At 30.1% G+C, this 20,998-nt stretch carries 17 protein-coding genes; 12 read left to right on the forward strand and 5 right to left on the reverse strand.

The features are described 5' to 3' along the window. Positions 1-10: 10 nt before the first annotated feature. Complete coding sequence (locus ACFDSN_RS03570; RefSeq protein WP_375238456.1) at positions 11-934, reverse strand: SPFH domain-containing protein; 924 nt, start codon at positions 932-934, stop codon at positions 11-13. A 78-nt stretch (positions 935-1,012) separates the two neighbouring features. Between ACFDSN_RS03570 and ACFDSN_RS03575 the strand changes: the two genes are divergently transcribed. Together ACFDSN_RS03575 and ACFDSN_RS03580 are read left to right on the forward strand one after the other, a co-directional pair. Continuing rightward, on the forward strand, positions 1,013-1,708 hold the full coding sequence (locus ACFDSN_RS03575; RefSeq protein ID WP_375238457.1) for a hypothetical protein: 696 nt from the start codon (positions 1,013-1,015) through the stop codon (positions 1,706-1,708). Between the two features lie 154 nt (positions 1,709-1,862). Further along, entirely contained in the window at positions 1,863-3,695 is a 1,833-nt protein-coding gene (locus ACFDSN_RS03580; RefSeq protein ID WP_375238458.1) for a T9SS type A sorting domain-containing protein, read from the forward strand. Between the two features lie 72 nt (positions 3,696-3,767). Here ACFDSN_RS03580 and gltX read toward each other — a convergent pair whose 3' ends face one another. Then, positions 3,768-5,276: a glutamate--tRNA ligase gene (gltX, locus tag ACFDSN_RS03585; protein ID WP_375238459.1), complete on the reverse strand. Its 1,509-nt coding sequence runs from the start codon at positions 5,274-5,276 to the stop codon at positions 3,768-3,770. Between the two features lie 67 nt (positions 5,277-5,343). Next, positions 5,344-6,183: a hypothetical protein gene (locus ACFDSN_RS03590; RefSeq protein WP_375238460.1), complete on the reverse strand. Its 840-nt coding sequence runs from the start codon at positions 6,181-6,183 to the stop codon at positions 5,344-5,346. A 229-nt stretch (positions 6,184-6,412) separates the two neighbouring features. Here ACFDSN_RS03590 and ACFDSN_RS03595 point away from each other — a divergent pair, with 229 nt between their 5' ends. The 10 genes from ACFDSN_RS03595 to ACFDSN_RS03640 all read left to right on the forward strand — a co-directional run bounded on the left by ACFDSN_RS03595 (position 6,413) and on the right by ACFDSN_RS03640 (position 19,083). Then, positions 6,413-9,832, forward strand: a complete 3,420-nt coding sequence (locus ACFDSN_RS03595) for a DUF4175 family protein (protein ID WP_375238461.1) — start codon at positions 6,413-6,415, stop codon at positions 9,830-9,832. Then, positions 9,819-10,235, forward strand: a complete 417-nt coding sequence (gene ybeY, locus ACFDSN_RS03600; RefSeq protein WP_375238462.1) for an rRNA maturation RNase YbeY — start codon at positions 9,819-9,821, stop codon at positions 10,233-10,235. The genes ACFDSN_RS03595 and ybeY overlap by 14 nt, the downstream gene beginning before the upstream one ends. Before the next feature lie 67 nt (positions 10,236-10,302). Next, positions 10,303-12,174, forward strand: a complete 1,872-nt coding sequence (mnmG, locus tag ACFDSN_RS03605; RefSeq protein WP_375238463.1) for a tRNA uridine-5-carboxymethylaminomethyl(34) synthesis enzyme MnmG — start codon at positions 10,303-10,305, stop codon at positions 12,172-12,174. 6 nt (positions 12,175-12,180) lie between these two features. Beyond that, positions 12,181-12,636 carry a hypothetical protein gene (locus tag ACFDSN_RS03610; RefSeq protein ID WP_375238464.1) on the forward strand — a complete coding sequence of 152 codons (456 nt, stop codon included), beginning with the start codon at positions 12,181-12,183 and terminating at the stop codon, positions 12,634-12,636. After that, entirely contained in the window at positions 12,629-13,468 is an 840-nt protein-coding gene (locus ACFDSN_RS03615) for a class I SAM-dependent methyltransferase (protein ID WP_375238465.1), read from the forward strand. The genes ACFDSN_RS03610 and ACFDSN_RS03615 overlap by 8 nt, the downstream gene beginning before the upstream one ends. 263 nt (positions 13,469-13,731) lie before the next feature. Next, positions 13,732-14,247 (forward strand): OmpH family outer membrane protein, encoded by a 516-nt coding sequence (locus tag ACFDSN_RS03620; RefSeq protein ID WP_375238466.1) that lies wholly within the window; start codon positions 13,732-13,734, stop codon positions 14,245-14,247. Between the two features lie 2 nt (positions 14,248-14,249). Beyond that, positions 14,250-16,091 (forward strand): M1 family metallopeptidase, encoded by a 1,842-nt coding sequence (locus ACFDSN_RS03625; protein ID WP_375238467.1) that lies wholly within the window; start codon positions 14,250-14,252, stop codon positions 16,089-16,091. A gap of 87 nt (positions 16,092-16,178) precedes the next feature. Then, positions 16,179-16,541 carry a ribonuclease P protein component gene (gene rnpA / locus ACFDSN_RS03630; RefSeq protein ID WP_375238468.1) on the forward strand — a complete coding sequence of 121 codons (363 nt, stop codon included), beginning with the start codon at positions 16,179-16,181 and terminating at the stop codon, positions 16,539-16,541. Positions 16,542-16,563: 22 nt separating this feature from the next. Further along, positions 16,564-18,198: a S41 family peptidase gene (locus ACFDSN_RS03635; RefSeq protein WP_375238469.1), complete on the forward strand. Its 1,635-nt coding sequence runs from the start codon at positions 16,564-16,566 to the stop codon at positions 18,196-18,198. 6 nt (positions 18,199-18,204) lie between these two features. Further along, positions 18,205-19,083, forward strand: a complete 879-nt coding sequence (locus tag ACFDSN_RS03640) for an OmpA family protein (protein ID WP_375238470.1) — start codon at positions 18,205-18,207, stop codon at positions 19,081-19,083. 33 nt (positions 19,084-19,116) lie between these two features. On the opposite strand, the gene ACFDSN_RS03645 is transcribed toward ACFDSN_RS03640, so the two are convergent. Together ACFDSN_RS03645 and ACFDSN_RS03650 are read right to left on the reverse strand one after the other, a co-directional pair. Then, positions 19,117-20,271 carry a GNAT family N-acetyltransferase gene (locus ACFDSN_RS03645; RefSeq protein ID WP_375238471.1) on the reverse strand — a complete coding sequence of 385 codons (1,155 nt, stop codon included), beginning with the start codon at positions 20,269-20,271 and terminating at the stop codon, positions 19,117-19,119. Positions 20,272-20,355: 84 nt separating this feature from the next. Beyond that, entirely contained in the window at positions 20,356-20,838 is a 483-nt protein-coding gene (locus ACFDSN_RS03650; RefSeq protein ID WP_375238472.1) for a DUF1761 domain-containing protein, read from the reverse strand. Positions 20,839-20,998: the final 160 nt, after the last annotated feature.

Here is a 20,998-nt window from a genome sequence, read left to right on the forward strand (position 1 = left end):
TTAAAGAAGTTTAGCTATTAAGTTTTTTATTCTTCTTAGCTTCTTTCATTGCTTCACCTATTTCGTTACTTGCTGCAAAACTAGCAACCATATCATTTAACATATTACTTCCTGCTTGTGGTGAATTTGGTAATAATATTAAATTACTGTTTGTTTCACTACCAATAGCTTGTAATGTATCATAATGTTGTGTTACAACAATTAAAGCTGATGCTTCTTGAGAATTAATACCAACTTTATTTAATACCTCTACTGATTCTTCTAAACCACGAGCAATTTCACGTCTTTGATCTGCAATACCTTGACCTTGTAAGCGCTTACTTTCAGCTTCTGCTTTTGCTTTCTCAACAATTAAAATACGTTGTGCATCACCTTCATATTGTGCAGCTGTTTTTTCTCTATCAGCTGCATTAATTCGGTTCATTGCTTCTTTTACTTGTGCGTCTGGATCAATATCTGTTACTAATGTTTTAATAATGTCGTAACCATAATTTTGCATAGCCTCATTTAATTCTGTTTTTACAGCAATAGCAATATCATCTTTTTTTAAGAATACATCATCTAAAATCATTTTTGGCACTTCTGCACGAACTACATCAAATACATAAGAAGTAATTTGATCATGTGGATAATCTAATTTATAAAAAGCATCTTCTACTTTTTGCTTAATAACTTTGTACTGTACAGAAACTTTAAGTCGAACAAATACATCATCTTTAGTTTTTGTTTCAACAATTACATCTAATTGCTGAATTTTTAAGCTTAATCTCCCAGCTATTTTATCAACTAAAGGAATTTTAAATTGTAAACCTGATTGGCGTATAACTTTAAATTTACCAAAGCGTTCTATAATAGCAGCAGATTGTTGTTTTACGGTAAAAATACCCGTAAATAGAATAATAAGTCCAAGGACAATAAAAGGAATAAAAAACATATTTAGTTAGGTTTTAAAGGTTAATGTTTTATGCTTACTAATTTAGTTATATTTGCGCTGTAAAACCCAAATAATTATATGAAAAATAAACATTTACTCCTATTAGTCGCAATATGTGTGTGTTTTGTTACACAAACAAACGCACAAAGACAAAAAGCGAAAGGAACTGTTAATATAAAAAATGGTTTTGCTATTGCAGGAGGACTAACTCAGTATGATATTTTAACAGATAATTTTACTACTACCAAAGGTGAAGGTTGGGTTTTTGGAATGAGTGCTACAGTGGATTTACCCCACAAAGGTTTTAATGTAAGTTATGGTATGCAATTATCTGAAAACATTCTTGGAGTTGCCGCTAAACCTTCTTTAACGACATCTAGCATAGATAATTCTGTTGACTATAAAATATTTACCGCTCAAGTAGCTTTTTTGTGGCATCTTAAGTTAGGAACAGATCATTTAACCTTAGACATTGGTCCTATGCTACAATATAATAGTGATTTAGAGTTAAAAGACGAAGATAAAGAAAACTACATAATTGATGGTTTTAACTCAGTAACTGCTAAAGACTTTAAAAGTTTAAACAATGTAAACTTTAATGGTGCTATTGGTTTAACCGCAGGTATTAGTCATTTTAAAGTTAAGGCACAATACATCTATGGAGTAACTAATATATTAGGCGGATTAAATAAAGAAGATTTCGCTCAAGATTTAGAGAAAAAATTTAAAGGAAATCAAAGTATGTTAGCCTTTACTGTAATGTTTTCTTTTTAATATATTTTCACTTTATATTATAAAAAAGAGCTAATGAAAATTAGCTCTTTTTTGTTTTATGTGTTGAATTATATTATTTTCTTTAAAGGTCAATCTTACTAAGTCGATAAATGCTTATCTTTAAAAAAATTCAACCTAAAAACCTCACTTTATTATGAAACAAAAATTACTTTTTTCAATTCTTTTTTTCAGTATGATTTTTTTAGCATCTGCTCAAAATAAAAGAGAGGTCGCGGATAAATGGTTAATAGATAATTATTCTGAATTATTAATTAATCAAGAACATCAATTAGAAATGCTTTTTAGTAGACCTGCGCTCTCTGGAGAAACTTTTCGTTATTACCAAATGATTAATAACGTGCAAGTTTTTGATGCTGAGATAACTGTACACGTGTCAAATAAAAATAAGGTTTCTTATTTTGCGAGTTCTTATAAAAAAGCTGTTCAAAATATTAATACCAACCCTAGTGTTACAGGACCTGAAGCTTTTCAAATAGCTCTTAATGAATTAAATATACAAACTTCAGATGTTATTCAAAGTGAAAATAAACTTTACATTTTTCATAAAGATGATATAACCACCTTAGTAAGAAGAGTATATATTTATGGGTATTCAAAAACAGGTGCTTGGGAAATAATAGTAGATGCACAAAACGGTACGGTAATAAGCTCTAGGGATGTTGCTGTATATCATAAGCCTAATCATCAAAAAGATAAACCAAAAAAGAAAAAAGAGGAAAAAGAAAATATAAGCTCTGTCTCTACTACAGGAATAGGTTTTATTTTTGATACAGATCCTTTAACAGCAACAACAAGCAGTTATGGTGGACAATATGTGGATGGTAATGATGCTACAAATGCAACATTAGATGCTGCGCGTACATTTGTTACCTTGCCAGATATTGATTTAAATGGAGGAAACTATACATTAAAAAGTAATTATGTTGAAATAGCGGAACTAGACTCTCCTAACAAAGGATTATTTATCCAAAACTCTGACGATTTTAGTTTTAATAGACAAGAAGACGGTTTTGAAGCTGTAAATGTTTTTTATCATGTAGATAAAAGTATGCGTTATATAAATACAGATTTAGGGATTGTATTAACTCCTCCTCAAAATGGTGGTGTTGTTCGTTTTGATCCACATGGAGCTGGAGGAGCAGATAACTCCTATTATACAGGAGGAACACTAGTATTTGGTGAAGGTTGTGTAGATGACGGTGAAGATGCAGATGTAATTTTACATGAATTAGGACATGGACTACATGATTGGATAACAAATGGCGGCTTGTCTCAAGTAAATGGGTTAAGTGAAGGTTGTGGTGACTATTGGGCAAATTCTTATAAAAGAAGCTTAGGGCTTTGGGGTTCTGGAGATGCTGCTAGAAACTATGTTTTTGGTTGGGATGGACATAATGTATGTTGGAATGGTCGTAGCACTATTTATGGTGCACAATATCCTGGTGGTTTAGTTGGCGGTGGACCGCATACAGACGGCCAAATTTGGGCTTCTGTTATGATGGAAATTTGGGAAATTGTTGGTCGAACAAAAACAGATAAAGCATTTTTAAACGGTCTTGGAATGACTAATAGTGGAACTAATCAAGAACAGGCTGCCATTGCTGTTAGACAAGCCGCAATAGATATGGGAACTAATCATGGCTATACTTGTGCAGACATACAAGCATTTACAGATCGTTTTACAGCTAGAGGTTATACAATGCCTGCTTATACATGTACTTTAAGTGTTGCTGATTTTGATACTAATACTATTTCAATATTTCCTAATCCTGCTTCAACGGGAATTACATTTAAAAATATTAAAGTTCAAACCGAAATAATTGTTTTTAATATGTTAGGACAAACTGTTGCAACTAAAACAATATCTAGTAACAATAACACACTAAATGTTAATGCTTTAACTACAGGAACATACTTTATTAAAATTAAAGGTTCTAACAAAGTTTTAAAGTTTATAAAAGAATAACTTTTAAAATCAAATTACAAAAAAAAGGAGCTAATTTTCATTAGCTCCTTTTTTGTTTAATAAACCTAAATATTAACAAACTTCTATTAACTTATTAATACGTTTTAAGGTTTCTAGTTTTCCTATTAAGTACATAATATCAAAAACGTCTGGACCACTTAATCCACCAACTAAAGCTAAACGTAAAGGCATCATAATTTTACCAAAACCAATCTCTTTAGAAGTTATCCAGCCTTTTATAGTGCTTTGTAATTGTTCTACATCAAAATCGTTTACAGATTCTACAATTTCAACTAATTCTTCTAATAAAGGCTTTGTGTCTTCTTTTACAGCTTTCTTTAAACCTTTCTCATCGAATGTATTTGGTGTAACAAAGAAAAAATGACTTAAGTCCCAAAAATCACTTATAAACGTTGCGCGTTCTTTTATTTTATAAACTACTAATTCGATAAAATTTACATCTATATCTTTTAACTCTTCTCTTTGAGATTTAAAAGCTTCAGCTAATTCATAGTTGCTTTGCTCTTGCATATATTGGTGATTAAACCACTTCGTTTTGTCTGGATCAAAACGTGCGCCTGCTTTGTTAACCTTCCCTAAATCAAAAGCCGAAATTAACTCTTTCATTGAAAAAATTTCTTGTTCAGTTCCTGGATTCCAACCTAAAAAGGCTAAGAAATTAACTACAGATTCTGAAAAATAACCTTCTTCTTTATAGCCTTTAGAAACTTCTCCACTTGGAGATTTATATTCTAATGGAAATACTGGAAAACCTAATTTATCGCCATCACGCTTGCTTAATTTTCCTTTTCCTGTTGGTTTTAATATTAATGGTAAATGTGCAAATTCTGGTGGATTCCAACCAAAAGCAGTGTATAATTGATAATGTAATGCTAAACTTGGTAACCATTCTTCGCCACGAATTACGTGAGAGATTTCCATTAAATGATCGTCTACAATATTTGCTAAATGATAGGTTGGCATACCATCGCTTTTAAACAAAACTTTATCATCTAAAACATTCGTGTCAATTTTAATATCTCCACGGATTATATCTTTTAAATGAAGAATTTCGTCTTGTGGTGATTTAAATCGAATCACATAATCTTCTCCTGCTTCAATTTTAGCAGTAACTTCTTCTACCGAAAGACTTAAAGAATTATCTAATTTTTCTCGATTATGCCAATTATAAATAAACGTTTTACCGTTTTCTTCATGACTTTTTCTATGTTTGTCTAAAGCCTCTGAGGTGTCAAAAGCATAATATGCGTTTCCAGACGCTATAAGCTGATCCGCATATTGACGATATAGATGTTTGCGTTCGCTTTGTTTATAAGGACCATAGTTGCCTCCAGCATTTGGACCTTCGTCTATAGTCATATTACACCAATTTAAAGACTTAGTGATGTAATCTTCTGCTCCTTCAACAAAACGTTTTTGGTCTGTATCTTCTATTCTTAAAATAAAAGTTCCGTTGTGCTTTTTAGCAAATAAATAGTTAAATAAAGCAGTACGAACACCACCAATATGTAATGGTCCAGTTGGACTTGGTGCAAAACGCACACGAACATTCTTAGTCATAAAAATAATTTTATAACTGCAAAGATATAGTCTTTATCTATAAAGATAAAACAGATGTTATTTTAGTTTAAAACTTTGTATAAACACCAAAGTTTACCGCTGCTCTTTTAGCAACGTTGTTTCCTGAAAAAGCACCTCCAAAACTAGCTGTTAAACCTATTTTTTGTGTTATTTCTAAAAGAGCTTTTAAGCCATAAGCTGTAAATTCTTGGTTATTCACATAAGTTCCTGTTAAAAGGTTTTCTATAGGTAAATTAGTGTCTTTTTCATTTTTAAATGAACTAACAACGTCTAAATAAGCAACAATCCACAGCCTTTTAAATGTCTTGTAACCAGCTTCTCCTCCAATTCTAAAATTAGAACTGTAATTGTTAAATCTAGCATTTACTCCTGTAAATCCTTGTATATAAAAATCCGTAAAACCTCTACCTATATTTAATGTTGGGGTTAAGGTCCAAGTATCATAACCTGTTCTTAATCCTGTTTTAGTGTCGTAATTTCCAGTATTAGCTTCAATATTTAATTGCCCAGAAATCACCCACTTTTTATTATAAAAATTATGTTTTAAGCCAAGTTCTATATTACCTAAGGCATTGTTGGATCCATTATTTGTAATTGGAATGGTGTTTGAAAAAGTAGCATCTCCAGCTTTTAAAATTTTAAATGGTACACTTGCTATTAAAGTAGTTTTATCTGTTAAACCATATTCTGTATATAATTGTATAGTGTTATCTGTTATGGTTCTTTCTGTTTGGTAATCCGGGCTTCCAAACTGATTATTATAATTAGCTATAGAACTAAAACTTAACTGAGTAAAACCTTCGCCTTTTTTCTTTGTCCATGCGCTTTGTGCTTGTATTAATTGAGATACAGTTATAAAGATGAGAAGTAAAATAAGGCGTTTCATAAAATATGTTTTTAGACTTAGTTGTAAACTGTTTTAATTCCTTACAAATTACTCAAAATAGTATGTTATTTATATTAAAAAATAAAACAGTAATTTAGTATGTTAAATACAAAACACTATAATTCTGAATTCATTCAATAATATACAAGATAAATTACAGCAATTTGTAAGTAAATATTACACAAATAAGTTAATTAAAGGCGTTATTTTGTTTTTTACAATTGGGTTATTGTATTTTATATTAACTCTTCTGGTTGAACATTTTTTATGGCTTAATTCTTCTTTAAGAACTATTTTATTTTGGATGGTTGTTTTGGTAGAGGCAAGTCTTTTTGTTGTTTTTATAGTTGTTCCTTTGATTTATTTATTTAAAATTAAAAAAGGGCTTAATTTTAATGAAGCCTCTAAACTTATTGGAGAACATTTTCCAGAAGTTAAAGATAAATTAACCAATGTATTGCAGTTAAAAGAAGATAACTCTAACTCGGAATTAATCTTAGCAAGCATTAATCAAAAATCGGAAGAACTAAGTCCAATTTCATTTAAAAATGCTGTTAATTTTAGATCAAATACCAAATATTTAAAATACGCACTAATTCCATTGTTAATTTTAATTGCTTTTTATGTGTCTGGAAAGATTGATTGGTTTAGTAAAAGTTACAATAGAGTAATTAATTACAATGTAGCTTATGAGCCGCCAGCTCCATTTAAATTTTTTGTAATAAATGAAAAATTAGAAACAGTAGAAAACAAACCTCTAACACTTTTTATTGAAACAGTTGGAGATGTTGTTCCAGAAAATGCGAGCATTAAATTTAATAACGAAAATTACTTTATAGAATCTAAAGGCTCTGGTGTTTTTCAGTATACATTTAATCGTGTAAACCAACCTATTACTTTTAATTTATCTGCTAATAATGTCACCTCAAAACCTTATACAATTAGCCTAATAAATGCGCCACAAATTATAAGTTTTGAAATGACTTTAGATTACCCATCTTATACTGGTAAAAAAGATGAAACTCTAAAAAGTATTGGTAATGCCATAATACCTCAAGGTACAAAAGTAACTTGGAATGTTAAGAGTAAATCTACAGAAGAACTTATGTTTTATTCTAAAGATACTTTAGCTTTCTCTAAAGTGAATTCAGGTTTATTTAATCTAACTAACCGTATTTACAATACAATAGATTATACTTTAAGCACAACAAATAAAAGCCTTAATAATTATGAAAACTTCGCATTCAGCTTAAAAGTAATTAAGGATCAGTATCCTGAAATTAGTGTACAATCTAAAATAGATTCTTTAGACTTGCAAACACTTTATTTTTATGGAGAAGCAAGTGATGATTACGGGTTAAATCGCTTAGAATTAGTGTATTACCCTGTAAGCAACGAGAATCAAATCAAAACTCAGAAGATCACAATTTCTAATGGGAATTTTTCTGAGTTTATAACTAGTTTCCCTAACAATCTTTCTATTGAAGAAGGCAAGGCTTATGAATTATATTTCCAAGTGTATGATAACGATGCCTCAATAAAAAACAAGAAAACCAAGAGTAAAGCCTTCACTTTTAGAAAAAGAACTAATTCTGAAGAAGAACAAAAGCAATTACAAGAACAAAGTAAAACAATTCAGGATTTAAGCAAATCTTTAAAACAATTAGATAAACAAGAAAATGAACTACAGGAATTATCTAAAACTCAGAAAGAAAAATCTACATTAAGTTTTAACGATAAAAAGAAAATTGAGCAATTTTTGGAACGCCAAAAAAATCAAAAGAAATTGATGCAAGATTTCAATAAAAAATTGAAAGATAATTTAAAGGAATTCCAGAAAAAAAATAATGAATTACCCAAAGAAGAAGGACAGCCTAAAGATCAATTTAAAGAAGATTTAAAAAAACGTCTTCAGGAAAATGAAGAAAAACTTAAAGAAGACGAGAAGCTTTTAGAGGAACTTGAAAAGCTAATGGAGAAATTTGATAAAGAACAGTTTTCTGAAAAAATGAATAACTTATCTAGTAAATCAAAGAATCAAAAAAAGAGCTTAGAGCAAATATTAGAATTGACGAAAAAATATTATGTTACGAAAAAACTTGAAAAAATTGGTAAGGAATTGGATGAGTTAGCAAAAAAACAAGATGCACTAGCTAATAAAAATGACAACAAAAATACCAAAGAAGAACAAGACAAGTTAAATGAAGCGTTTAATGAGCTAAAAATACAATTAGACGAATTAGAAAAGGATAACAAGAACCTAAAAAACCCAATTAAATTGCCTCGAAACAAAAACATAGAGGAGAATGTTTCAGAAGACCAAAAAGAAGCTTCAGAGGCTTTAAAAGAAGAGCAAGAAAGTCAAGAGCAATTAGAAAAAGAGACTTCAAAGAAAAAAGCAAAAAAGAAACAAAAAAGTGCAGCACAACAACTCAAGAAAATGAGTATGAGTATGCAAAAAAGTATGCAAGGTGCACAACAGGAAAAAATGGAAGAAGATACAGCTATGCTTCGCCAAATATTAGATAATTTAGTCTTGTTTTCCTTTAATCAAGAAGCTAATATGGATGCTTTTTCTAATATAGATGTTAACCACAGCGAATATTCTAAGTACTTAAGAAGACAAAACGATTTAAAATCTAATTTTGAACACATAGACGATAGCTTATTTGCATTATCTCTTCGTCAGCCTAAAATCTCAGAGAAAGTTAATACAGAAATCAGTAATGTCTATTATAATATTGATAAAGCATTAGCTCAGTTAGCAGAAAATGATTTATATAAGGCCACCGGAACACAACAATATGCTATTACTGCCGCAAATACATTAGCAGATTTTCTAAGTGATATTTTAGATCAAATGCAAAATCAGCAAATGGGAATGCCAGCTCCTGGAGAAGGAGAAGGAGGAATGCCAATGCCCGATATTATAATCTCTCAAGAAGAATTAGCTAAGAAAATGGAGAAAGGTTCTAAAAAAGGTGATGAAGGTAAAGATGGAGAGAAAGGTGAAAAGGGAGAAAAAGGAAAGGAAGGAAAGAAGGGTAAAGATGGCGAAAGTGGTGAGTCTGGTAAAAGTGGGAAATCTGGAGAAGCAGGAAAATCCGGTAAAAACGGAAAGCCTGGCGAAAATGGACAAGAAGGCAAAAATGGAAAAGGAAAAGGGAAATCTGGTGAAGGGAAAGACGGTAATAATCCAGTAGGCAAGCCTGGAGCTTCAGAAAAAATGAATGGTGAATTGTTTCAAATATATCAACAACAGCAAATGCTTCGTCAAGCTTTAGAAGAGCGTTTAGAACGCGACGGAATTAGAGAGAAAGGAGACGCTTCAAAATTAATTAAAGAAATGGAGCAAGTAGAATTAGATATTTTGAATAAAGGTTTCACACAAGAAACAGCTTCTAAAATGAAAAACATTCAGCATCAGTTAATGAAATTAGAAAAAGCAACATTACAACAAAATGAAGACACAAAACGTAAATCGGAAGCTAATAAAAAAGAGTTTGAAAACACATCTACAAATCAAATAGAAACCGCAAAACAATATTTTAATACAACTGAAATATTAAACAAACAACATTTACCTTTGCAGCCAATCTATAAGCAAAAAGTACAACAGTATTTTAAACAGGATAATGATAAATTATAACTACGAAACTGAATTTAATTTAGAAAACGAATTACTTTTAACAGACTGGATTAATCAGGTTGTTAAAAATCACAATTGTAATATTCAAGAAGTAAATTATATTTTTGTTGATGATGAATATCAGCACAAATTAAATCTCAAGTTTTTAAATCACGACACCTTAACTGATATAATTAGTTTTGATTATTCTATAGGAAACAATTTACAAGGCGATATTTATATTTCTATTGAACGCGTTATAGACAACGCTAAAGATTTTAAAGTTTCTTTTTTAGATGAATTACATCGTGTACTAATTCATGGTATTTTACATTATTGTGGGTTTAAAGACAAAACAGATCAAGACGCTAAAATTATGCGTTCCATGGAAGATGAAGCTTTAAAAATTCTATCCAATAAATAAACGATTACAGTATCTTTGCAAAAATTATATTTCTTAATGTTTCACGTGAAACAATACACCTAGGATTATGTTTAACGAAATTTATGATGTAATAGTTGTTGGTGCAGGCCATGCTGGAAGCGAAGCTGCTGCTGCTGCTGCAAATATGGGATCAAAAACCCTGCTGATAACTATGAGTCTTCAAAACATTGCTCAAATGTCTTGTAATCCTGCTATGGGCGGAATTGCTAAAGGCCAAATAGTTAGAGAAATTGATGCTTTAGGCGGATATAGTGGTATAGTTTCAGACACATCTGCTATTCAATTTAAAATGTTGAATAAGTCTAAAGGACCGGCAATGTGGAGTCCAAGAGTGCAAAGTGATAGAATGCGTTTTGCAGAAGATTGGCGAACACTTTTAGAAAATACAGAAAATCTTGATTTCTATCAAGAAATGGTGTCTGGATTAATAGTAGAGAACAACAAGGTTGTTGGTGTAAAAACATCACTTGGTGTAGAAATTAGATCTAGATCTGTAGTGTTAACAAATGGTACTTTTTTAAATGGATTAATTCATATAGGTGATAAAAACTTTGGTGGCGGAAGAGCTGGAGAAAGAAATTCTATAGGAATAACAGAACAACTAATTACTTTGGGTTTTGAATCTGGAAGAATGAAGACAGGAACACCACCAAGAGTGGATGGAAGGTCTTTAGACTTTTCTAAAATGACTGAACAACCAGGAGACGTTAATCCTGATAAGTTTTCATATTTAGATATTACAAAGCCGTTAACAAAACAACGCTCTTGTCATATGTCTTACACAAGTGAAACGGTTCACGATTTACTTAGAGAAGGCTTTGACAGAAGCCCAATGTTTAATGGAAGAATAAAAAGTCTTGGACCCAGATATTGTCCTTCAATAGAAGATAAAATAAATAGGTTTGCTGATAAGAATAAACACCAATTATTTGTTGAACCAGAAGGATGGAATACCTGCGAATATTACATTAATGGTTTCTCAACATCACTTCCAGAAGATGTTCAATTTAAAGCATTAAGATCAGTAGTTGGATTTGAAAACGTAAAGTTTTTTAGACCAGGATACGCTATTGAATATGATTATTTTCAACCAACACAATTAAAGCACACATTAGAGACAAAGCTGGTAAGTGGTTTGTATTTTGCTGGACAAATTAACGGAACAACAGGTTATGAAGAAGCAGCTTCTCAAGGACTAATGGCTGGAATAAATGCAGCATTAAAGGTTCAAGATCGTGAACCATTTATCTTAAAAAGAGACGAAGCTTATATAGGTGTTTTAATAGATGATCTTATTACAAAAGGAACAGAAGAACCTTATAGAATGTTTACGTCTAGAGCAGAATATAGAACACTGCTTAGGCAGGATAATGCGGATTTAAGATTAACACCAAAAGGTTTTGATTTAGGTTTAGCATCAGAAAAGCGTCTAAAACGAATGGAAGAAAAACACTCAAGAGCACAAAATTTTGTAGACTTTTTTAAGGAAACAAGTGTGACGCCAAAAGAAGTAAATCCAATATTAGTTGCAAAAGATTCTGCTGAAGTAAAGCAACAAGATAAGATGTTTAAGTTATTTGCAAGACCAAATATTACAATGGAAGACATGAAACAAATAGAAAGTGTTTCAAACTATTTAACAACAAACAACCTAGATAACGAAGAATTAGAACAGGCAGAAATACAAGTTAAATACGCAGGATATATTAATAAAGAAAAACTAAACGCAGACAAACTAAAACGTTTAGAAAACATTAAAATACCTGAGGGATTTGACTACTCAAAACTACAATCTATGAGTTTAGAGGCAAGAGAAAAGCTCAACAACATTCAGCCCATAACCATATCTCAAGCTAGTAGAGTAAGTGGTGTTTCCCCAAGTGACATTTCTGTTCTTTTAGTTTTTTTAGGAAGATAAAGAACAATGTTCCACGTGGAACTATTGCAAATGAAAGAGCTGATTATTAATAAAAAACATAATATTTACAAAAGCATCGCAGGTGTTTTAATTGCAGTTTGGACAGTTAATTCTCACTATTTATTATATGTAAATTGGCTAATTTGGGTTAAATTAATTTTAATTTTGTGGCTATTTGGAGTAGGAGAGTTTTATTATTTTAATTCAAATCAAGATCAATTAAAAATCATAACATTTTTAAAATACCCTATTATAAAACGAAAAATATTAAAGAAGTTTCCTGAGTATATCTCTATTTATAAACCTACAGATTCTAAATATTACGAGTTATATTTGTATAGTAACAAAAAGAAATTCCCAATTTTAAACACTAAAAACTATAATGAATTGTGTCTAAAAGCAGACACAATAACTGCGCTTTTAGAAATACAATTTCACAATCCTTACGAGTCCTATGATTAACATTAAAGTAAAAGATTTTTCAGTTTCAGGTGAGGAATTCACTTTAATAGAGAATACAGAATTCGGTTATTTAGAAACTATTCCACAACCTGAATTAGAAAATCTATCAAAATATTATAAATCTGAAGACTATATTTCTCACACAAACACGAAGCGTAATTGGTTTGAAAAAGTCTATCATAAAGTTAGACAGATAACTTTAAATCAAAAATTGAACTTAGTCAATTCATTCAAAACAGAATCAAAATCAATTTTAGATATAGGTTGTGGCACAGGACATTTTTTAGAAATTTGTAAAAACAACAACTGGGAAATAACCGGAATTGAACCAAATGAAAGTGCTCGAGGAATTGCAAATTCTCTAATAAGTAATAAAGTATTGGACGTAAATGAATTAAAAAAGCTACCTAAATCGAGTTTTGATGTAATTACATTATGGCATGTTTTGGAGCATTTACCCAATTTACAAGAACAACTAAAACTGATAAACACATTGTTAAAGCCTAATGGGTTACTAGTAGTTGCAGTTCCTAATTATAATAGTTTCGACGCCAAACACTATAAATCAAATTGGGCTGCATTAGATGTTCCAAGACACTTGTGGCATTTTAATAAAAACAGCATTTATAAATTAAGCAAAAGTTTTGGTTTTAGACTTAAGCAAATTAAACCAATGTGGTTTGATGCTTTTTATGTGTCCTTGCTATCTGAACAAATTAAGGCGAGAAATAAAAATATAATTAAGGCGTTTTTTATTGGTTTTATTTCAAATCTTTCAGCTTTATTCACAAAAGAAGCTTCTTCACAAATTTATATACTTAAAAAAGAGTAATTCTAATTTTAAGACATCTATATTGAAAACTAATCATAACAAGCACAGGACAAGTAGTTGGTTTTTTTAAAACCTTTTAAATCGTCTTATTTTAATCTATCTGTAATAATTAAAAACTATCTAAACACCAAGAGTCATAGGTTTTTATTATTTGATAGGTTTAAGTGTAAGTGTGAAAAATTTAAGAAACCAGCTTTAAATTAAAATTAACACGATTAATAAATTTGTTTTCTATTTTAGCAACCTATAAAATTATACCAAAGATGAAAAAATTAAGTATTGCAGTTTTAGCACTAATGGCATTAACTTCATGTCAAAAACAAAAAATGGCCTTTGTAGATACAGGTAAGGTTGTAAATGAAATTAAGTTAAAGAAAAATGTAGAAGAAAAATTCAAACAAAAGGAAGCTGCTTTAACTCAAAAAACAGATAGTTTAAAATTAGCGTTTCAAACTGAGGTTCAAGAAGCAAGTGCTCTAGCTTCTAAAATGAAGGATCAATCTAAAATTCAGCAATTGTCTCAATCTTTTCAACAAAAAGATCAAATGTTATCTAGACAAATTCAGTCAGAACAACAAGGTCTTGCAAATGATTATAGAACAGAAATAGACTCTGTAATTAATAATGTAAAATCATTTGTTAAAGATTACGGTAAGACTAATGGTTACGATTATATTTTAGGAACAAGCGATAATACAGCAAGTGTTATGTATGCAAAAGATACATCTGATTTAACAGAAGAGATTATCGAAGCATTTAATGCTGAAAACAATAAATAATTATGAAAAAAATTATTCTTTCTTCAATACTAGCAATAACTTTATTAGTGTCGTGTAATTCTACAAAAGACACAATAAAAACAACAACAGTTACAACAACAACAGTTGTAAAAACCGAAGCATATTGGCAACAACACGTTAACTACAACATGGATATAGACATGAATGTAAATAACCACCAATATCAAGGAAAACAAAACTTGGTATACACTAATAATTCGCCAGATGTGTTAAAAAAAGTATATTATCACTTGTTCTTTAATGCATTTCAACCAGAAAGTGAAATGAACGCAAGATTAAAAAGTGTTTCAGATCCAGATGGAAGAATGGTTAATAATATTGGAACTAGAGAAAAGCCAGTATTTGAAAGTAGAATTGATATGTTAAAACCAAACGAAATAGGTTTTATAAGAGTCAATAGTTTAACACAAAATGGAGTTGCTGTTTCACATGAAACTGTAGGAACTATTTTAGAAGTAACACTTAATCAGCCTATTTTACCTGGAGAAAAAGTAACTTTTAATATGGATTTTGATGCACAAGTACCATTACAAATTCGTAGGTCTGGTAGAGATAATGCTGAAGGCGTAGCACTTTCTATGACACAATGGTATCCTAAATTAGCAGAATACGATTTTGAAGGTTGGCATGCAGATCCATACATTGGAAGAGAATTTCATGGGGTTTGGGGAGATTTTAATGTCACACTTCATATAGATAAAGACTACGTAGTTGGTGGAACAGGTTACCAACAAGGTGAAGCCGAAATTAATGGAAACAAAAAGACGCTAAAGTTTAGCGCACCAAATGTGCACGATTTTACATGGGCTGCAGATCCAGATTTTAAACATGATACTAAACAAGTTCCTAACGGACCATTATTGCATTTCTACTACAAAAAAGACTTAGAAGCAGAATACTTAGAAAACTGGAAAAACTTACAGCCAAAAACGGTTGAGTTAATGAACTATTTTAGTGAGAAAATTGGAGAATATCCATACAAACAATACTCTGTAATTCAAGGTGGAGATGGCGGAATGGAATACGCAATGTGTACCTTAATTACTGGTAAACGTAAATTTGGTAGTTTGGTTGGTGTAACTGCTCATGAATTAGCACATTCTTGGTTTCAATTTTTATTAGCAAGTAATGAGTCTAAACACGAATGGATGGACGAAGGTTTTACAAGTTATATTAGCCATAACGCAATGAATGAGGTTATGAAAGAAGGAAAAGTTAACCCTAATTCTGGAGGCTATAGAGGTTATTATTACTTAGTTAGTACAGGAAAAGAGCAACCACAAACTACACATTCTGATCGTTATCATAGTAATATGGCTTACGGAATTGCAGCTTATAATAAAGGTGAGGTGTTTTTAGCTCAATTAGCTTATGTTATAGGTGAAGAAAATCTAGAAAAAACACTAAAAAAATACTTTACAGATTTTTCTTTTAAGCATCCAAAACCGTTAGATATTATTCGTTCTGCAGAGAAAGTGTCTAGTTTAGAATTAGATTGGTATTTAACAGATTGGACACAAACTACAAACACTATAGATTACGCAGTAACAAGTGTTAGCGATAATAAGGTTAATTTAGAACGTATTGGTGCAATGCCAATGCCTTTAGACCTAACTGTAACTTATACAGATGGAACTACAGAAGATTTCTATATTCCTTTACAAATGATGCGTGGTGAAAAACCAACATCAGCAACACAAGTAAAAGATTGGGCTTGGGCTTATCCAACATACAGTTTTACAACTAAAAAAGCCGTGAAATCTGTACAAATAGATCCAAAAGAATTAATGGCAGATGTAGATAAAACTAATAATAAAAAGTAATTAATTTACTTATATAACATTTAAAACCACTTATTTATAAGTGGTTTTTTTATTTTAACGCATATAGTCTACCTTTGGAATATTACTATGAAACTAACCTACAACAAACACGAAAAGCTTAAAAGTAAAAAAGCTATTGAGCAATTATTTTCTGAAGGAAAATCAATTTCGGCATATCCTTTGCGTTTAGTATATTTAGAAAATAGTAAAACGCTTAAAGTTGGTGTATCTGTAAGTAAAAGAAATTTTAAAAAAGCGGTGCATAGAATTCGTGTTAAACGCTTACTTCGCGAAGCTTATAGATTAAACAAACAACAACTTATAGAAAAAGAGATAAACACGTATTCTATTATGCTACTATATATGCATAAAGAAATGCCCAATTTTGAAACCTTAGACGCGTTAACAAAAAAGGTGTTTAAAAAGTTTATAACACAATTAGAACAGTAGTTTGATTAAACAAAGAACCAAAATGAAACATTTTTTTAAATATAAAATTGTAGTTCCAGTACTTGCTGTTATAATTTTCATTTCTACAACAGCATTTAGAAACGATTTTTTCGAAATAGCTAAACAAATAGAAATCTTTACAACTTTGTTTAAGGAATTAAACATGAATTATGTGGACGAAACGAATCCTGCAGAATTAATGGATACTGCATTAAAAAATATGTTGGAAGAGTTAGACCCTTATACAAAATACTATAATGAACAAGATGTAGAAGCAGAAAGGATTAAGCGCACAGGAGATTATTCTGGTATTGGTGCAAATATTATGACACTTAAAGATAAGGTTGTTATTATAGAACCTTACAAAAATTATCCAGCGGATAAAGCTGGGTTAAAAGCTGGGGACGAAATAATAAAAGTAGACGGTATTGCGTTAGCAGAATTTAAAGATGATGCTTTAGATTTATTAAAAGGTGCTCCAAACTCTAAAATAAACATAGAATACATTCGTCAAGGAAAAACCAATACGGCTTCAGTTTTAAGATCGGAAGTTCAAATAGATGCAGTGCCACATTTTTCTATGATAAATGAAACTGTAGGTTATATTGTTTTATCAAAATTCAATGAAAAAACAACCACACAAACGGCTTATGCTTTAAAAGATTTAAAAGCACAAGGCGCAAAACAAATTATTTTAGACCTTAGAGGTAATCCTGGCGGTTTATTAACAGAGGCTGTAAATATTGTAAATCTATTTGTACCAAAAGGTCAGTTGGTAGTATCTACAAAAGCAAAAATTAAAAGCTATAATCAAACGTATTACACTAAAAAAGAACCTTTAGATACAGAAATTCCATTAGTGGTTTTAATAAATGGAAAAAGTGCTTCTGCAAGCGAGATTGTTTCAGGAACACTACAAGATTTAGACAGGGCTGTAATTGTTGGCTCAAGAAGTTTTGGAAAAGGTTTAGTGCAACGTTATAAGAAACTAAGTTACGGAACACAATTAAAGGTTACTATTTCAAGATATTATACACCATCTGGAAGGTGTATTCAAGCTTTAGATTACTGGAATAAAGATAAAGATGGAAATGCTGTAAGAACAAAACAAGAAAACTATAATGCGTTTACTACTAAAAACGGACGAAAGGTGTTTGATGGTGGCGGCGTTTTTCCAGATGAAACAGTTGAAACTTCTAAAAATTCAGCAATAACAAAAGCCATTTTAAAAGAACAAAATATTTTTGAATTTGCCACTAAATTCTATTATGAAAACGATATAAAAGATATTAACTCTTTTAAAATTACAGATACACATTTTAACGCTTTTAAAAGTTATTTAAAGAACTCTGGATTTACTTTCCAGACAGATACAGAAAAAGCACTAAAGAAAGCGTTAGAAATCTCTAAAACAGAAAATCTAGATGATGATATTTCTAAAGATTATACTAATTTAGTTTCTAATTTAAACAAGGCTAAAGACCAAGCTATACAAGATAATAAAATACAACTAGTAAATCTGTTAACAGACGAAATTGTAAAACGTTATACGTATCGAGAAGGATTATACGAATATTACAAAATTCATAATCAAGATATAAAAACAGCAACAAAAATTTTACTTGATTCTAATAAATACAATAATTACTTAAAATAATATATTATGCTAAAAACTACTTATTTAAAGCGCATTTTACCTTTAGTATTAATTCTTTTTACGCTTTTTGTAGCCGCACAAGAAGAGATAAAACACCAAGTGTATTTTAATACAGATGAATTTGAAGTGCCTTTAACAGAAGAAAATAGATTGTTACTTTTTATCTCTAACTTAGAAGATGTAAGAGTTAATAAAATTGAAATATATGGCTTTTGTGACGATAGAGGGACAGATGCTTATAATCAAGATTTGTCGCAATATCGTGCAGATAAAATAAAAGATTTATTTTCTGGTTATGGTATAGACGAAAACCTTATTACAAACGTAAATGGTAAAGGTGAAATTTTACTTCGCATTGTAAAAGAAAGAGATTTAAGTAAAATTCGTGGTTTAAATCGTAAAGTTGAGATTGTTGTAAGAACAGAACCTAAAAAAGCTACCGATTTAGAAGAAGAAGCCTTATCTATTTCTGCTGATGGAAAACGTACTTTGGATGATATTGAAAAAGGAACTATTAAAAAAGGAGATAAAATAACATTAAATAACATTAACTTTAAAACAGGTTATAGTTATATAACTAAAGAATCTCGTAAAACTTTAGAAAACATTTCAGCTATTTTATTAAGAAATCCACATGTGTACTTTACTATAGAAGGACATGTTTGTTGTACGCAAGGCTCTAGAGATGCTGTAGATAAAAAAACTAGAAAACGTAATTTATCGGTTGCAAGAGCTCGTTTTATATTTGATTATCTAGAAAGTCGTGGCGTTCACAGAAATAGAATGAAATATGTAGGAATGCGAAGAAGACAACCATTAGGTGGAGAACCAGAATTTGACCGAAGGGTAGAAATTTTAATAACCTATATAGGAAAGAAAAAATAAAAAGTAAAAAAGCCACTTGAAAATGGTGGCTTTTTATTTAAATGGATTACGTTCTTGCCAAGGCTTTAAAGGGTTTAAATATTTTAAAATAAGTTTTAAAATTTTGTTTGCAAAAAAACTATTGGTGTGTTTTACATATAAAACCATAGGGTTTGGTTTTGCCCCTACACTACTTTTAATTTCCATAGCTGTCCTTGCAAAAACAATAGATTTAAAAGAGCTAGTCACACCATAATCTATCATATCATACAACATATTTAAGTAAATTTGATGCTTATGGTTTAACTTGGAATTATATCCTAAAAAATAAGTTTCTAAAATAGTTTTATTTTCTATTAGCGTGAAAAAACCTAAAAGTTCTTCGTTTAAAAAATAACCATTTAAAATAAACTGATTACCTAAGGCTTTTTTAAGCTCGTAGAAATGACGTTTTGGCAACACAAAAGAGTTTACACCTGCATTATCTGAAACGCTTTTATAAAGCTTAAAAACAGTTTCTTCATAGACTTTTATTTCCTCTAAGGTTAGTGGCTTTGAAATTATGCTTCTTTTCTTTTTTAATGCTGTTGTATATCGTTTTCTGTATTTTTTATTTAAAGCTATTTTATAGTCTTCGGTATTATTCCAATCTGGATTAAGGTTAAAAACCATATTAGGTTGCACTTGGACTTGATATAGTTTTTTAGATTTAAAGAATTCAGTTTGATTATGAATCTCATCATCTAAAAAATAGTCTTTAAAAGTGATGATTCTAATTGTTTTACCAAATTCCATTTTAATTTGATTAGAAACCTCATCAATACCTTGATAAACTAATTCTAAAAACTCAGAATAATTTAAAGCTTCAGAATTAAAATTAAATCCATGTTGTCCAGTATGCATTAAATTTCCTAAAACTAAAATATTCCCTTTTACTATTTTAGAAATCAATGCTGTGGTTTGTTGTTTAATCCAAGTAGAATTATCTCTAAAAATAGATTCTAGATACATTTTAACGCGCTGTAAAACTGCAATTCCAATTAATTTTTCATCTTTAAAAAGACCAACATAATAAGCTGAAATATTTTCTGGATAAGAATATTCCAAACCTTTAAGAAAGGTTGTCCTTAAAAAAATATCATTGACAGCTAACTCGTTCCAAGAATCTGGAAGATCATTAACCTTAAAATAAATTTTTATATGTTTCAATTAGTTAAAAATAAAGTCAAAAAAAGACTGAAATTAATAAACTTCAGTCTTTTGTTGTGTTAAATAATTATAAAGTTTTACAGATTAAACCCAACCGCAAACAATTGCTCCCATAATTGTTAACGAAACAATCCAGTAACCAGAATTAATAAAAATATATTTCCAACTTTTACGCTCAAACAAACTATTAATTGCCATTACAGGAAATAATAAGAAAATTCCAGCTAAAAACCCATGTAATGCTCCATGTCTAAAAGTCCTAAAAGCAGTTCCATAATCTGCCATAAACGCATGATAAGATGGGTTTACATCTGTCAAATCTCCACCAACTAATTGAAATGCGCCCATTTGGTGTATGGTTAACTGTGGTAAAAAGAAAGCTAATAAAATTGAAAGGACCAATGTTAAAGCAAAAATAATAGGCATATTAGCACTTTTCATTTTTTCTTCTGTCATTTCTGCTTCTCGCATCCAAGCGTTTCCAAATAGTTTAGGGTTATACCATAAAAAACCCATTACAAGTGGCACTAAAGCTGCTACAAAAATGGCTAAAAAATTAAATTCCATAATATATTAATGTTTTGATTAGTTGGTTTAAAGTTACTTAAAATAAGTTTTGTTTAACCTATATAAGCTTTTTTAATTTTTTAAGGTGCAATAACTAAACAAAATAGAGCTAAAAAACACTTAAGGATTAACTCCAAAAAGGTTTTATATAATTCTATGT

The organism is Aurantibacter sp., from assembly GCF_042094015.1.
Lineage (GTDB): Bacteria > Bacteroidota > Bacteroidia > Flavobacteriales > Flavobacteriaceae > Aurantibacter.

Excerpts from the sequence above, each read along its gene's own strand:
- ACFDSN_RS03570 (WP_375238456.1), bottom strand. The coding sequence starts at position 934 with ATGTTTTTTATTCCTTTTATTGTCCTTGGACTTATTATTCTATTTACG.
- ACFDSN_RS03590 (WP_375238460.1), bottom strand. The coding sequence starts at position 6,183 with ATGAAACGCCTTATTTTACTTCTCATCTTTATAACTGTATCTCAATTA.
- ACFDSN_RS03580 (WP_375238458.1), top strand. The coding sequence starts at position 1,863 with ATGAAACAAAAATTACTTTTTTCAATTCTTTTTTTCAGTATGATTTTT.
- ACFDSN_RS03625 (WP_375238467.1), top strand. The coding sequence starts at position 14,250 with ATGAAAAAAATTATTCTTTCTTCAATACTAGCAATAACTTTATTAGTG.
- ACFDSN_RS03635 (WP_375238469.1), top strand. The coding sequence starts at position 16,564 with ATGAAACATTTTTTTAAATATAAAATTGTAGTTCCAGTACTTGCTGTT.
- ACFDSN_RS03575 (WP_375238457.1), top strand. The coding sequence starts at position 1,013 with ATGAAAAATAAACATTTACTCCTATTAGTCGCAATATGTGTGTGTTTT.
- ACFDSN_RS03650 (WP_375238472.1), bottom strand. The coding sequence starts at position 20,838 with ATGGAATTTAATTTTTTAGCCATTTTTGTAGCAGCTTTAGTGCCACTT.
- gltX (WP_375238459.1), bottom strand. The coding sequence starts at position 5,276 with ATGACTAAGAATGTTCGTGTGCGTTTTGCACCAAGTCCAACTGGACCA.
- ACFDSN_RS03615 (WP_375238465.1), top strand. The coding sequence starts at position 12,629 with ATGATTAACATTAAAGTAAAAGATTTTTCAGTTTCAGGTGAGGAATTC.
- ACFDSN_RS03620 (WP_375238466.1), top strand. The coding sequence starts at position 13,732 with ATGAAAAAATTAAGTATTGCAGTTTTAGCACTAATGGCATTAACTTCA.
- ACFDSN_RS03610 (WP_375238464.1), top strand. The coding sequence starts at position 12,181 with ATGTTCCACGTGGAACTATTGCAAATGAAAGAGCTGATTATTAATAAA.
- ACFDSN_RS03640 (WP_375238470.1), top strand. The coding sequence starts at position 18,205 with ATGCTAAAAACTACTTATTTAAAGCGCATTTTACCTTTAGTATTAATT.
- ybeY (WP_375238462.1), top strand. The coding sequence starts at position 9,819 with ATGATAAATTATAACTACGAAACTGAATTTAATTTAGAAAACGAATTA.
- mnmG (WP_375238463.1), top strand. The coding sequence starts at position 10,303 with ATGTTTAACGAAATTTATGATGTAATAGTTGTTGGTGCAGGCCATGCT.
- rnpA (WP_375238468.1), top strand. The coding sequence starts at position 16,179 with ATGAAACTAACCTACAACAAACACGAAAAGCTTAAAAGTAAAAAAGCT.